Origin of the sequence: Pseudomonas sp. M30-35 (assembly GCF_002163625.1) — a bacterium.
GTDB lineage: Bacteria > Pseudomonadota > Gammaproteobacteria > Pseudomonadales > Pseudomonadaceae > Aquipseudomonas.
The window spans coordinates 4,494,008-4,508,658 of record NZ_CP020892.1 but is presented as its reverse complement, the minus strand read 5'-3'; the positions used below and the strand labels follow the sequence as shown (position 1 = coordinate 4,508,658).

Sequence of the window (14,651 nt, the reverse complement as noted above, 5' to 3'; positions counted from 1 at the left end):
TATTGATTACATATCTTACATATATTTTTAATCTTGATCGTTAGCCTCTAGCATCTCGTTTGCTGCCACTTGCCTGACAGCTCAAATAAAAACAATTAAACGAGGCAACAATCATGACGATATGCCACTTGCGTGTCCAAACTGTGCTCGCCGCCAGCACAGTCTTATCCATTCCGCTGACTGCCAATGCAGCCTTTTTTGAAGACAGCAAGGCTTCAGTCGAGCTGCGCAACTTCTACCTCAACAGCGATTACCATCAACCCGATGCGAGGCAGTCGCTGCGCGAAGAGTGGGCTCAAGGTTTCATCTTCAATTACAGCTCGGGATTTACCGAGGGCACGGTAGGCTTCGGAGTGGATGCTATCGGTTTGCTCGGGGTTAAATTGGATTCCGGGCCGGACCGGCAAAATACCGGCTTGTTGCCTGTCGGTGACGATAAAGCGCCCGATGAATACAGTCAGTTCGGCGCCGCAGCGAAGATGCGTATTTCTGAGAATGTTTTGCGCGTCGGTACTCTGATACCAAAGCTGCCAACGGTGCTGCCTAATGATTCGCGCCTGTTACCCCAGACTTTCCAGGGTGCGCAGTTGCAGTCAAAAGAGATCGACAATCTGACTGTGGATCTCGGTCGCCTGACGCAAAACAGCCTGCGTAACTCCAGCTCTAACGATGATATGGCCGTCGCCGGTAAAGGCATCCGTGGCGGGCAGGAGAGTGACGAATTTAACTTTGCCGGTGCCAATTACAAGTGGGGCAAAAACCTGACCACTGGCTACAACTATGCACATCTCGACAAAAACTACCGGCAGCACATCACCAATATCAAATACAAGTATCCGCTCGGTGATGACCAGTCTATAGAAACTGATATTCGCTATGCCTACTCCAGCAATGACGGCAAAACCAATATCGATAACAAAGCCTTCGGCGCCAAGTTGATCTACAACCTTGGCGGCCATTCGTTCGGTGTCAATTATCAGGAGATGAATGGCGAAACCGGCTTTCCGCACATCGAAGGTACCAACTCATATCTGGTCAACTACGTGATGATCTCCGCCGACTTTGCCAGCCCTGAAGAGCGGTCCTGGCAGGCGCGTTACGACTACAACTTTGCTGCGGTTGGTATCCCGGGCCTGACCTTCATGACCCGTTACACCTGTGGTGACAACTTCGTTCGCTCGCCTGGTCGCGAGGGCAAAGAGTGGGAACGCAACACTGATATCGGTTATGTCGTGCAGAGCGGGCCGCTCAAAGATTTCGGGATCAAGTGGCGCAACGGCACCTATCGCAGCAACGGCGGCAACGATATTGATCAGAACCGTTTGATCTTCAGCTACACCCTCGCGCTGCTTTAAGCCTAGGCGCTCTGCTGCTGCTTTGTTCAATCGTCACCAGCCAGTTGGCGATGACCAAATCTGATCTGTTCGGAAGGAACGCAACATGAAATTCAGAAAGAACCTGATCCACCTTGCTGTCGCTTATTCTCTTTTTTTCTCATACAGCGCTCAGGCGGCCAACACCGCTGACCTGCCTTGCCGAACGACGGCTGAATGCGCGGCGCAAGCTGAGAAAATCGGTGCAACCGTTGATAAGCGCAGCGGTAAGGGTGGCGCTTATGAGGAGCAGTTCAGTTGGATGAACCGCATCAACAAAGCCTCAATCGTGATGCTCACGGAAGAAGGTGTTGTTACCCCCAAGCTCGGCCACCTTATCGCTGGTGGTGTGCAGCATGTGATCGATCAAGCCAAGCAACCAAACGGCAAACGACCGAGTGATGTGTTGCAGGTTGAAAAGATCATGGTCGACAAAATCGGCCCAGAGGCTTCCTTGATTCACTCTGGCCGTAGTCGTCAGGATATGTACGCGACCTACCGTTTGGCCGTGCTGCGTGCTCAGGTGCTGGACTACAGCGATGCCTTGAATAAGGTCCGCGAGCGCGTGCTGAAAATTGCTGAGAAGAACGTCGATACGCTGGTCCCGGCATATACCAACGGTGTGCAAGCGATGCCGATCAGCTATGCACATTACTTGTTGGCATTTGAAGCCTCGTTCGAGCGAGATGCTCAACGCATCCATGAGCTCTATGCGCGTTTGAACCTAAGCCCGATGGGCACCGCTGTATTGGCTAACTCGGGATGGCCGCTGAACCGTGAGCGTTTGGCCGAGCTATTGGGCTTTGATGGATTGCGCGAAAACTCGCTCGATGCAGGCCAGGTGTCTACCTTCGATATTCCGCTGGAAGCTGCTGGCATTGCTTCATCATCAGCTATCCGTGTCGGCGCCATGATCGGTGATATTCACACCCAATATCACCAGACTCGTCCGTGGCTTCTGCTTGAGGAAGGGGCGACCTACAGCAGTAGCGCCATGCCACAGAAACGTAATCCGGGCCTGCTTATGCGCACCCGTGAGTCTGCATCCGACGTCGTTGGGCTGGCTAACGCCACGACTATCCGGGCGCACAACGTGACCACCGGTATGACTGACTATAAGGCTGCATTCGACTCGCTTGGAGTGTTTACTTCGGCCACTCAGATGTTCAAGCGATTGGACAAGGTGCTGGCCGCATTGGTGATCAATCCAGAGCGTGCAATGGAAGAGTTGGACGCCGACTGGACCACCTCAATGGAGCTGGCTGACACCCTCGAGCGTGAGTACAAGGTGCCGTTTCGCATTGGCCACAGCTTTGCTTCGCTGGTAGTTGGTGCAGCGCGCCAAGAGGGTTACTTTCCGAAGAACTTCCCCTACGCCGAAGCACAAAAGCTGTTCACCCAAGCGGCCAAGAAGTACAAGTGGGAGCTGGAAAAACTGCCTTTGGATGAAGCAGCTTTCCGGGCGACATTATCGCCACGCGCAATGGTTGAATCACGTAAAGGCACGGGCGGGCCTCAGCCAAAAGAGGTTAAACGCATGCTGGCTGAAGCGCAGAAAAGCTTGAAGGCTGATCGCAACTGGATGACTGAGCACCGTCAGCATTTGCTGGATGCTGACGCTGAATTGGACAAGGCCTTTGGCAAGCTGGTGAAAGCATCTAACTAACCTCGCATGCGACCGGCTAAGTGCCGGTCGCTTTTGCGTCACGGGCTGGATAAACATCTTCAAGCACGTTGCAAGCCGCAATGCCTTCCCGCAAAACACGTGTTAAAACTTCTCCGGCATAACGCCAACCGCTAGCCCAATACCTGCGCTAATTTGTCTCGATCTATCTCTTTGTGCCAGCTGGCTATAGTCAAACAGGCTACGCAGTTACCCAGCACATTGGTCAGTGACCGGCACTTCATCATCCGCTCTACACCGATGAGTACACCGATGCTTTCCAGCGGCACTATCTGCAGCACGCTGAGGGTTGCGGTCAGGGTAATAAATGCCGAACCGGCGACGCTGGTGGCGCTTAATGAGGTCAGCAAACTGACAAGAAGCACGGTGAGCAGTAGCTGCCCGTTTAGCTCAATATGGGCTGACTGCGCGAGAAATATCACCGCGACCATCAGATATATATTGGAGCCGTTGAGATTGAAGCTATAGCCAGTGGTAAGCGTCAGACGTGCAAGCTTGCTATTGCATCCCGCAGCTTCGAGCTTGTCGATCAAACGAGGCAGAGCCGCCACCGATGAGCCGGTGGATGCGACCAAAAATAGTTCTTCCTTGATATAGCCAAGCAGTTTCCACAAGCTGATGCCGCTCACTCTAAGCGCTATCGTCAGCATTGATAGAATGTAAAGCAGGCTGGCGGCGTAGGCTGTGGCGACGAATTTTACGAGAGGAATTGTCGCTCCGGCACCGTATGCGCTGATGGTAAATGCGATGGCGCCAAATGCAGCCAGAGGAGCAAAGCGAATAACAAATTGCATGGTCCGGAAAACCAGCCCAACAGAATCCTTCAGCGCGTGCCTGAGCTGGCTGCCTTTGTCGCCTGCGAGCCCCAGCAGTAGCCCTGCAACCAAGGCTGCGAGCAGCACCTTAAAGATAATACTGTGTTCGAAAGCGATCGCCAGCAAGCCTGGAACCTGGGTAACCGAGATGCTATTAACGATTACAGTCGCATGCGGCCTGCTTTGCTCAGCCATTGGCATATCAACACCAGGCTGCAGCAGTAAGGCGACCGATAAGCCACAGATAAGTGAGAGCAGCGACATTAACTGCCAATAGCCCAGGGTGCTTAGACTTAACCTCAGGGTCGTGCCGTAACCACGCAAGCCCGCAACGCTTGAAGCAATGAGTACGAACATCACTACGGGTGTGATGAGCCGCACAACGGCAATAAACAGGTCACTGAAAACCTTCATCTCGATTGCCAGCGTGGGCTTCCAGACACCCAGAAGGCTGCCGAGCAATACAGCCAGCACTAACTGAGCAAGACCAGATCGAACAACTCTGAGCATCAGTAATTCTTAATTATTATTGGTTTGATCCCCTGTGCCGTCCGGGGCCTAACATCCTATCCCATCCCCAGTGGATTCGGTATCGTGCAGCGCAGCTACTTACTCGACACAGGGTGAACTCGTCATGGAATTGCGTCATCTTCGTTACTTCGTCATGGTCGCAGAAGAGCAGCACTTCACCCGCGCCGCTGCCCGGCTCAACATGCAACAGCCGCCGTTAAGTCAGCAGGTTCGCGCATTGGAGCAGGAGCTTGGCTTTGATCTGTTTGTCCGTCATCCCAAGGGCGTTGTGCTAACGGCGGGCGGTAAAGTTTTTCTGAGTGAAGCCAAAGAGATTCTACGCAAGGTAGAACTTGGTTCACTCAAGGCTGCACGAACAGCTCAAGGTATCGAAGGCACTTTGAGTGTTGGTTTCACTAGTTCGGCCGCCTCACACTCGCTGATCCCGCAGATTATCCGCAGCTATCGCGAGCGTTACCCTGGCGTGGATATCAGCCTGCATGAAGGCAACGCCAGCGAGCTGACCGAAAATGTGCTGGCCGAGCATACCGATATTGGCATTCTCCGCGCCCCGGTAGCGCACCCTAAGACGGCTCAGTACCATCACTTGCTGAATGAAGAATTGTTGCTGGCCCTTCCTGACGGTCACCCGCTACTCAACGGCCAGTCGCCTACCAGTGAAATTAGTGTGTCATTAGCAGAACTGGTTAATGAGCGCTTCATTCTGGTTCGGCGTCCGGGCGCCCCCGGTATGTATGCCAATCTCGTGCAGGCTTGTCGTAACGCCGGTTTTGAACCAACAATCGCCTTTGAGGTAGAGCGAATGCTGACCAATGTCAGCTTGGTGGCGGCAGGAGCAGGAATCTCGGTGGTGCCCGCTTCAATGAAGGGCTTTCATCAAGGCAGCGTCGTCTACTGCCACCTGCGCGACGCCAAACCTCGACTTGTCGCGCCTATTACGCTGCTGTGCCGAAGTTTCAACCAATCGCCACCCATCATTAATTTTATCGAGTTGGCGCAGCAACTCAGCAACCAATATCGCAAGCGCTCAATACGCGGGCGTGCGAGCCCAGTTGAGAGTTGACGCGCCTAGCGAGCAGGGTGTCTGTTCAGCTGAAGACCAAAGCCTGATGCAATGCTGTACCAGCTGTGACTCCGTCAGCTGCGGCCCAAGTTGCGTTATGCGGTGCCCGGGCGATGTCACCGGCTGCGTAGACGCCGGGAACCGAGGTTAGTTTGTTGGCATCGGTGCGGATCAGCGGGCCGAATGGTCCATCTTCCAGAGCACAGCCCAGTTGCTCCGCGAGCGAGTTGGAGAGTTGGGTATGAGTGTGGATGTACAACGCGTCTATGGTGCTGTGGCGACCCTCTTCGAGTTGCAGTGCTGAAAGATGCCCATGTTCAGCAATGGCCGCAGCAATTCCTGCAGGTTCGATCGCAATACCTCGCTTGGTAAGCTCGGCCAGCGCATCCTGGTCAGGATGCGCTGGCCATTCAAGTACAGCGTGGTTGGCCCCCACTCAGAGATTAATGTGGCATGGCGATAGGAGCCGGGGCCTGCGTAAAGTACGCCCAGGCGTTTGTTTGCAAACTCGTAGCCGTGGCAGTACGGGCAATGCAACAAGCTGACACCCCAGCAGGATGCCAAGCCGGGAATTTCTGGCAGTACGTCGGAGACGCCGAAAGCCAGCACCAACTTAGTGGCTCTAAGCACTTCACCGGATGCGAGTTGCACAGTAAACCTTTCGCTCATCTGCTCTGCAGCAGTTGCATAGCCATTGATGAGCCTCGCATTCGGGTAATTGGCCAACTGTTGCTTGGCAGCGGAAATCATTGCCTGTGGTGGTTGCCCATCTTGGCCAAAGAAACCGTGAGATGCCCCTGCGAAGCGGTTGCGCGGTGCACCACTGTCGATCACGCAGACTGTGCGGCGTGCGCGTGCAATATAGATGGCTGCGGATAATCCGGCGAAACTACCGCCGATGACAATAGCGTCAGAGTTCATGGATATTCTCCAAATCAAACGCATCGCCGTGCCTATGCAGGCGAGCATGGAAGTCCTTACTGAGGCTGGCCAACGTTACTTGGCAAAGTCGAGCCATCAACAGCGCTTCGGCAGCTTCAAAGGCACTGCTCAATGCGGCATTGACGGCTTCCTCAACAAGGCAACCCGGCGCCTCCGTGCGATTGCCCATGGCAAGGAGCTGGGGAGAGCCCAAAGCGCTGTAGATATCCGCCAAAGTGATGGCGGCAAAGTCACAGGAAATCCTCCAGCCGCCACCGTGGCCTTTTTCAGAACTGACAAAACCCTGTTCACGTAACCCCGCCATGATTCGTCGAATAACTACGGGGTTCGTTTGCATGATCTTGGCCAATGCATCAGACGTGATTGGGGCGTCTACTTCAGCCATGTGCAGAAGGACGTGAAGAACACCGGAAAGCCTACTGTCTCTTTTCATGTAACTTACGTTATTACATGAAAGGCAATAGGTCAACGTTGTTGTTTGGAGGAGGGCGAAGGCTCGTCCACCGCTTCGCTTGTTGAAGGGGTGTTTTGGAGCCGATAAGAGCCTTTTGCGAGAGAAAACCCGGTCAAGAGTGCGTAAGGCACTTATCGGCTTGGATTGCTCAGGATCAATACCGTGGTCTGTCCCCGTTCCCCTGCTGAAGCCGACTAACCAAGCGGTGCAGCGCCGTTTCACCAATCCCGAGTGGGAACTGGTCTCGATAAAGCTGTAATTTTGTTTGAGCACGAGGTCGGCAGCTGCATGCTTGAACTCAATGGCGAGCATTCCCGCCTAAATGAGTGTCCGGTTTCACGGTCGTTAGCGGTTGGTGTCGATACATAGGCTTTCTCATTTCGAAACCATCCTCGCGAATAACGATCCCTGTCGTGGTAATCAGAACCTGTAGATCAGACTCAGGCTTCCTACATGGTTGGTCAGGTCGCTACCAAAAGCGCCGTCGTAGCGTACGCCCAGCCCCAGGTTTTGTGAGCTCAAAATCTCCGCTCCCGCGCTGATCCGGCCAACAACGTCGGGCATGGCCACGTCACTGTCGAAGGAACCTGCCGCCGGATCGGTGCCAGCAAAGCGCGCGCTGGTCCGGTAATGGTCGAGCGACGAAAGGCTGACCCCCACGCGGCTGTAAACCCGCAGATCTGCACCGTTGTCGAGGGTAAAATTGTGTCCCGCTTCGATCGCCGGTGTCGCCACAAAGGCTGTTTGCTCGCTGTCGTCCACCTCCAGCGCCAGTTCGCCTGCACCATCCTCGGTGTAACCCTCGGAATCGGTCCAGATGACGTCAAGATCCATCATCGGCGTCACGTAGGATGACCCGAAATCCGTGCGATAGCTTGCCCGCAAGCGTGTCGCCACGCTGGTCACGTCGTGATCGCCGCGTGCTGTGTCAGCGCCGGCGGTAAGACCGGGCTGGCGGGTCGTGTCGAAATTGCCGCGGCTGACCACCCCGGCTGCGGCGAGGGTTATTGGGCCGATCGTGCGCGTGACCGAAATACCAGCGAATACCGTCTCGCCCTCGGCCGCGCCATAGCCGTCCTCACCGTCGAAGTCAGCGCTCTCGTAGCCGATTGCCCCGCCGATCCGCCAGTCGGAGTTCAGCATCGTCGCACCGGCCAAGCCGACAGTATCAACATGCCCGTCATAGCCGAAGGCGTCATCGCCGCCTCCCTGATCGATATACTGCCCCGAGCCTAGGATTTGCAGGCAATTCTGGCTGTCGGACCAGGCTCCAGCGTGGGCCGAACAGTCGAGAACAGTCGAGAACCGGTTTCGTGCAAGTTCAAAACTTGCCGATTCCGCAGCCAGACTTGCCCCGGGCGAGAGCTTCGACAGGGCCTCTCGGTAGCCACCGTCGCGCGCGGCGATCTCCAACGCCGCCATGGCCTCAGCGGTGTTGATGTCGCCCGCCCGGAATACATCGCCAAGGTAGTCTGCGACATTCTCCTGCTGCTCGTTCAGGCCGTGACGAGCGTCGCTTAAAGTCTCCCCCGACACGGCTACCGTGTACCTATTCTCGGTAACCACATGCTCGAAGGTGAAGAGTTCGGATGCGTCATCGTCGAATCTCCCGACGATGCCTTCCTCGGCGGTCAATATCGTCATCTCTGCGCCGTTGAGGATCGACAGTGGCTCAAGTGTCAAGGTACCGTCCAGCGTTGTGGCCCCGTCGATCGCCATCAGATCGCCCTCGTTACCGGCGAAATCGACTGCAGCATGAGTGTCGCCACTGTCGGACTGAGCAAAGTCCCCGGCGACAGTCAGCGTATCGCTTCTGCCCGGATGACCAACATCCAGACGCCCCTCGTTGGTGACATCCGCCTGGTAACGCGTTGCCCCGGTCAGCGTGCCGCCTTCCTTGTTGAGCACCGTCACGGGATGCGCCGGCACGGCGCTAACGGCGGCATACGGGGCGGCGAAGATTGCCTTGCTGAGCATCGCGGTACCGGTTCCCTGAGAGCGAGACAGAAGATTCCCGTCTACATCATAGGCCTCGATACTGCCATCGATCCGGCCGAGACTTTCATTGGTGATCGCCAGGCCACCGGCATTGGGATTATCGTTATTGGAGTTATCGCTGCCGTGATAACGGATCGCGACGCCTGAGGCGGCGCTGAGCGAACCACCTTCATTAACCGTGACGGTATTGGCGCGGTCGCCCTGATCAGTGCCGCCAGCGACGACCATCCCTGCGCCCTGGCTACCCGAGCCACCCACGACTGTGCCGGCGATGTTCACTTCTACGCCGCCGTTGGTCTGGCGCGAGTCGCTTTGCGCGAAGATGGCGACCGAGTCCTCACCATTCGCTCGGACGGATCCATCGTTGATGACATTGACGGTCACCTGGCCGCTCCTGCCGACCGTGCTTGCGTTCTTGTTCGACCCCATAAAGGCACTGGATCCGTTGCCTCCAAAGCCGCCACCGCCGCCGATCGACTGTGCGATGACTCCAAAGGAGTGATCCCCGTCGGTTTCGATATGCGCGTTGTCGAGTGTCACGGCAACGTCACCACCGTCGCCATAGCTACCCGCGTCGTCACCCTTGAAGGAAAGCGGCGCTCCAGACGCGGAGCCACCAATTCCGCCGCCACCGCCGATCGATTGGGCAATGACGCCATGGGCGGCAAGGCCACGGGTGTACAGGCCACTCTTCGTTGTGATATCGACCGATACGTCACCGCCGTTGATCACGCCGCCGGCCGAGCCACCGACCACCAGCGAAGCAATGCTGTCTGCCTCTCCGGCGCCACCGATGCCGCCGCCACCGCCGATCGACTGTGCGACGACGCCAAACGCACGATCGCCATAGGTAATCAGCCATGTGCCAAGGTCGAGATCGACCCTGCCGCCGCTGCCTCCGGCGCTCCCGGCGCCACCGACGACCAGATCAATCTGATGACTGTCGTCATCGTCTGCCGCCTTGGAACTACCGGCGCCACCGATGCCGCCGCCACCGCCGATCGACTGCGCGACGAGGCCATGTGCGTCGTCGCCGTTCGTCGTCAGGTTGATCCATCCTCCGGCAGATACAGTTCCACCATCGCCACCCGAGCCGCCCGAGCCTCCTGCGGCGGCACCGACGGTGATCTTGCCGGTCGCCTGGTCGGACCCATCGCCGCCCTGGCCACCGCCACCCCCAATAGACTGAAGCAGAGCACCATAGGCGCTGAAACCCGAGGTAATGATGCTGTTGCCATCACCGTTGTCATCGAAAGTGACGTTGACCTTGCCGCCACTACCACCGGCACCACCGCGCCCGCCGACGCCGACGGTGATGTTGGCCGTTGCCTGGCTGCCGGATGCAGTGGATGTGCCTCCTGAACCGCCGCCGCCGCCGATCGACTGCGCGACGATTCCGTCTGCCCAGTCACCGGTGGTGGTCACCACACCGGCATGCGTCAACTCGACCGTGTTGCCATCGGCAGCCGTGCCGCCTGCGCCGCCGTCATCGATTGATGCTCCGACACTAACACTGAAACAGTAACCGGATTCGCCGTCGCCATCATCGCTGGAACAATCACTCTCACCACTGTCGTCATGCGACTCGGAATCGTCAGAGGTCGCCTGGCCTACCGAACCACCGAGCCCGCCGCCGCCGCCAATCGACTGCGCCAGAACCCCGTCAGCATCCGCCCCGAAGGTATTGATTTTACCCGCGGTGGTGACGTTGACGGTGCCAGCCGAACCACCGCTGCCGCCGGTACGGCCGAGGCCAACGCCGACAGATGCGGAGAATGCGCCGCTGCCCCCGTCTTCCCCGCCACCGCCAGCTATGCTGTCACTGGCCGAAAGCCCGACGCTGGCACCTTGCGAAGTACCGCCGCCGCCGCCGATCGACTGAACCAGAACGCCACGCGATCCTGATCCAGTGGTCTGCACGCTGGTGCCATCATCGAGATCCACATTCGCTGTTCCGCCGTTGGCACCACCGCTACCGGCGCCGCCGACACCAATATTGGCCGTCAGGTTGAAACCGCCGCCGATCTGCTTGCTATTCACGCTGCCAACACCACCATTGCCGCCGCCGCCGCCGATCGATTGCGCCACGATAGCGTTGGCGTAATCGTCGGCCGTAGCTACGGACGCGCTGTCGGAGAGCGCCACAGTCACGGCACCACCATTGCCTCCACCAGCGCCCGCGCCACCGACAGAAACTCCGATATCCGCGCTGACCGTGTCCTCGATCCCCGCTGTCGAGGCCATTGAGGATGCCGAGCCGCCGTTGCCGCCACCGCCACCGATGGATTGCGCCACCAGACCATGCGAAGACGTACCTTTTGTGGCGACCGTGGTGCTGCCGTCGAGGCTCAGCGATACCGCGTCGGCGTTATGGGATGATCCACCGCTGCCACCGACGGCGGTCGTGACGCTCATCGCGAGCGAGACGCCTTCGCTGGTGGGAATCGCTACGGTGAGCGCGTCGGCGACTGAGGACCCGCCGCTGCCGCCACCGCCGCTGATCGACTGCGCGAGCACGCCAATGGCATCGGTTACGTCGCCACCGTCCTGGCCGGTTTTGATAGTGCTGTCAGTCAGATCCACGAAAACCTTGCCACCGGCGCCTCCAGAAGCACCCGTGCCACCCACCGCTACCGACGCCGTGAAGCCGATATCTGCGGAATAGGAACTGGCAGACCCGCCTGTGCCGCCACCGCCGCCCACCGACTGTGCCACGATGCCCGCAGCGTGCGAGCCCTGGGTTGTCATGGTCAAGCCCTGAAAGCCGACGTTTACGGTATTTGCGTAGCCGCCACCACCACCACCGCCACCGACCTGGAAACTGGCAATCCCGGCAGCCGCACCCGTGGCATTGCCACCATTGCCGCCGCCACCGCCGACCGATTGCGCGAGGATACCAAGCGCACCGGAGCCCGAGGTCGAGATGGCAACCGCCTGTGGCGCGTCCGAGCCTGCAGAACAATCGCCGCCAGCATTTTTATTGGTGACGCAGGCCCATCCGCCGCTACCGCCACCCGAAGCGGTGCCTCCGACGCCAATCGCTGGAACTCCGACCGACATATCGATCACATTCCCGCCATTGCCGCCACCGCCGCCGATCGATTGCGCCATGATCGCGTGTGCCATCTCTCCCAGCGTGGTGATCGATCCACCGGTCAAAATGGCGCTGGCATGTGCGGCGTTGCCGCCGGCGCTGCCCTGGCCACCAACTGTCACGATACCTTTCGCACCACCGCCAGTGCCGCCGCCGCCACCGACCGACTGGACCATGATGCCGACCGCTGCATCGCCACCAGTGCTGATGTCACCCGAGTTCGAAACCATGGCGTCACCGGACGGGTTGGAGTCGCCACCGCTGCCGCCAATCGACAGAATGCCCCCGGCTGTGCCCGCCGCGCCGCCACCACCGCTGATCGATTGCGCCAGGATGCCATGCGCCGAATAGCCTGATGTACGGATTGCACCTGCGTTCTGAGCATTTGCCGTTTCCGCCGATCCACCATTGCCACCATCGCCACCCAATTCCAGCGTCAATCCGTTGGTGATGCCGCCAGTGCCGCCGCTACCGCCGATCGATTGCACCAGAAGGCCATAGGAATGATCGCCAGCGGTGGTGATTGCCCCGTCAACGTTAGTGATGATGGCCTTGCCGCCATTACCACCATTGCCACCATTGCCGCCGCTGCCGCCAAGCACGTCGGTAAAGTCACCGCCTGTGCCGCCGCCGCCACCGATCGAATGCAAGGTTACTGCAGCCGAGAAATCCCCCGACGTTGTGATCTCGGAACCACCTGTCATATAGGCACCGACGCTGCCAGCGTTACCGCCGTAGCCACCACCACCACTTGTACCGACAATCGCCGTGTCATCGCCGCCATTACCGCCCTGGCCACCGATGCTCCCACCCAACACTCCGTAGGCATAGCTGCCGTTCGTCTCGATGGTGCCGCCACCAACATTTATTTGGATCTGACTGCCACCACCACCACGTCCACCGGAACTGTCCTTCTCGCCATCTTTTCCATCGCCGCCGCGCCCGCCCCGGGTCAGTCCGACCACGCCCATGACATCATCGCCGGATGTCGACACCGTAGCGCCTTCGACGCTCAGGGTCATCGTATCGTTGCTGGCGTCTCCACCAACACCGCCGTCCGACGAGCCATAGCCGGTGCCCCCGTTCCCCCCCTGATTGATGGCAACGATACCGCCCGATAGCTCGCTGACATCGGCGGTATTGACGACAGTAATATCGGAATATGTATCGACTAAAATGGTGCTGCCGCGCGCGCCGTTGCCGCCATTATCGGTGCTGTCATAAGAAGCCGTGCCGTTAGCGCCCTGGCTCAGCGCATAGATGCCGCGCACGCTGCCAGAGCTGTTCGAGTAGATATTGATTGGGGCACGACCTGGTGCTGATGCTCCATTGAGAATATCGATGGCGCCACCCGTACCACCGGAACCGTTGTCGTCGCCACCCTGACCGCCAAGGGATTTGCCGACGATGCCCCAGGTATAGTCCAGCCCGTTCAGCAGGCTGCTCTCACTACCTAGATTCACTTGCCCGTTGTTGGTGATGCGGATGGTGTTGCCGTTGCCGCCGGTGCCGCCCTGTTGGTCGCCCACCACACCGTCGTTCTGATTACCGCCCTTGCCACCCTGGCTCCAGCCAAGGATGCCGGACATGCCTCTGCCTTGAGCGGCGGCAACCGATTCTACGGTCAGCGTTCCAGTGTTGTTGATGGTGACGGCCCCACCCCACGCACCATTCCCGCCACTCGACTTGTAATTATCATTATCCGTATCCCCGTCGCCGCTGATGCTCAATGCCGAAATCAAATTGCCGATCGAGCCCGGATCGTTCTCACTGGTCAGGGTTACAGGGCCAGAATTTTTGATCGTAACGCTGGCGCCGTTCCCGGCAGCCCCATCGTCGACGCCATCGCCACCACGTGTGTGTGCCAGGATGATACCGTTCTGGTCTGTCCTCTGTGAGGTGTAAGGGAGACTGCTGCCAGCCGTATACGATCCTTGGGTTTCAAGCGTTATGGCCTCTCCGGGGCTACCGTCGTTGCCGTTGCAAATCGACCATGTATATCCAAAATCGCCTGAACCCAGTGACTGGCTTGCAGATCCATCGCAGTCTGCACGCGCATGGCTTAACATGGCCAAACTGCACAGGCCTACAGCCGATGCGGTCAGTACACGCAGGGTGTTCGGATTGAGTGGGTTTTCAGAATGACTGCCGCGCCTGGATGAGTCTTTGTCTTTGTTATTCATGTCTACAAATCCAACGGTTTGGAGTTTTTGATTGACTGGGCGGCAATCTATGATGGGCTTTCCAGCGTCTGATAAGGATTTAGGACCATTGCAGTCATCATTTCTACTGCTCAAAACAATTGAATTCTGACTAAATCTTGCGCCTCGGCGTTCGGGTCGAATCAAGGTGAAGAGCTAACTGATCAATCGACCACAGCTACATCCGTCGACCTTTCCAACGCCTTCTTTCCCGGCACAGTTGTACTTGGGCAACACTCAACCCCTGCCATATAAACGGCATGATGCGCAGGGGTGGTACCACAGGGGAGCCCGTATAAATGCTCAAGAATGCTTGACCCCAAGTAAGTACTGGTCGTTAGTCGGTCGTGCCGTACTACTGGGAAAGCATCTCGGTTGAAATCGGAGAAAATTGCCCAGTAAACCGGGCTATTCAGTGGGTCAAGGTATGGCACTGGCGGCCAGTGCGCCGCAGGCACATGCTCATGTGCTGAGATTGCGGCAGATAACATGACAA

Annotated in this window: 8 protein-coding genes; 3 read left to right on the top strand and 5 right to left on the bottom strand. The window is 57.9% G+C overall.

Features of this window, described 5'->3' with window-relative positions:
• The first annotated feature begins 113 nt into the window (after nt 1-113).
• Together B9K09_RS20645 and B9K09_RS20640 are read left to right on the top strand one after the other, a co-directional pair.
• On the top strand, nt 114-1,355 hold the full coding sequence (locus tag B9K09_RS20645) for an OprD family porin (protein WP_087518561.1): 1,242 nt from the start codon (nt 114-116) through the stop codon (nt 1,353-1,355).
• A gap of 85 nt (nt 1,356-1,440) precedes the next feature.
• Nucleotides 1,441-3,039 carry an argininosuccinate lyase gene (locus B9K09_RS20640; RefSeq protein WP_087518560.1) on the top strand — a complete coding sequence of 533 codons (1,599 nt, stop codon included), beginning with the start codon at nt 1,441-1,443 and terminating at the stop codon, nt 3,037-3,039.
• Between the two features lie 131 nt (nt 3,040-3,170).
• On the opposite strand, the gene B9K09_RS20635 is transcribed toward B9K09_RS20640, so the two are convergent.
• Complete coding sequence (locus tag B9K09_RS20635; RefSeq protein WP_177408686.1) at nt 3,171-4,382, bottom strand: cation:dicarboxylate symporter family transporter; 1,212 nt, start codon at nt 4,380-4,382, stop codon at nt 3,171-3,173.
• 124 nt (nt 4,383-4,506) lie between these two features.
• On the opposite strand from B9K09_RS20635, the gene B9K09_RS20630 reads away from it, so the two are divergent.
• The gene (locus B9K09_RS20630; RefSeq protein ID WP_087518558.1) at nt 4,507-5,466 is read left to right on the top strand and encodes a LysR family transcriptional regulator; all 960 of its coding nucleotides are present in this window, start codon (nt 4,507-4,509) and stop codon (nt 5,464-5,466) included.
• 25 nt (nt 5,467-5,491) lie between these two features.
• Here the strand turns inward: B9K09_RS20630 and B9K09_RS22730 are convergent, their stop codons facing one another.
• From B9K09_RS22730 to B9K09_RS20615, 4 genes are all read right to left on the bottom strand, one after another.
• Nucleotides 5,492-5,791, bottom strand: a complete 300-nt coding sequence (locus B9K09_RS22730; RefSeq protein ID WP_256574330.1) for an FAD-dependent oxidoreductase — start codon at nt 5,789-5,791, stop codon at nt 5,492-5,494.
• Nucleotides 5,731-6,387, bottom strand: a complete 657-nt coding sequence (locus tag B9K09_RS20625; protein ID WP_218191975.1) for an NAD(P)/FAD-dependent oxidoreductase — start codon at nt 6,385-6,387, stop codon at nt 5,731-5,733. Before B9K09_RS20625 ends, B9K09_RS22730 begins: the two co-directional genes overlap by 61 nt.
• Nucleotides 6,377-6,841, bottom strand: coding sequence for an Rrf2 family transcriptional regulator (locus tag B9K09_RS20620; RefSeq protein WP_087519218.1), 465 nt, complete (start codon nt 6,839-6,841; stop codon nt 6,377-6,379). The genes B9K09_RS20625 and B9K09_RS20620 overlap by 11 nt, the downstream gene beginning before the upstream one ends.
• A 441-nt stretch (nt 6,842-7,282) precedes the next feature.
• The gene (locus B9K09_RS20615; RefSeq protein WP_218191974.1) at nt 7,283-14,251 is read right to left on the bottom strand and encodes an autotransporter outer membrane beta-barrel domain-containing protein; all 6,969 of its coding nucleotides are present in this window, start codon (nt 14,249-14,251) and stop codon (nt 7,283-7,285) included.
• Nucleotides 14,252-14,651 lie beyond the last annotated feature (400 nt).

Bases quoted from the DNA above. Each gene is read 5' to 3' on its own strand.
- B9K09_RS20620 (WP_087519218.1), bottom strand. From the start codon at position 6,841: ATGAAAAGAGACAGTAGGCTTTCCGGTGTTCTTCACGTCCTTCTGCAC.
- B9K09_RS20630 (WP_087518558.1), top strand. From the start codon at position 4,507: ATGGAATTGCGTCATCTTCGTTACTTCGTCATGGTCGCAGAAGAGCAG.
- B9K09_RS20635 (WP_177408686.1), bottom strand. From the start codon at position 4,382: ATGCTCAGAGTTGTTCGATCTGGTCTTGCTCAGTTAGTGCTGGCTGTA.
- B9K09_RS20645 (WP_087518561.1), top strand. From the start codon at position 114: ATGACGATATGCCACTTGCGTGTCCAAACTGTGCTCGCCGCCAGCACA.
- B9K09_RS20640 (WP_087518560.1), top strand. From the start codon at position 1,441: ATGAAATTCAGAAAGAACCTGATCCACCTTGCTGTCGCTTATTCTCTT.
- B9K09_RS20625 (WP_218191975.1), bottom strand. From the start codon at position 6,387: ATGAACTCTGACGCTATTGTCATCGGCGGTAGTTTCGCCGGATTATCC.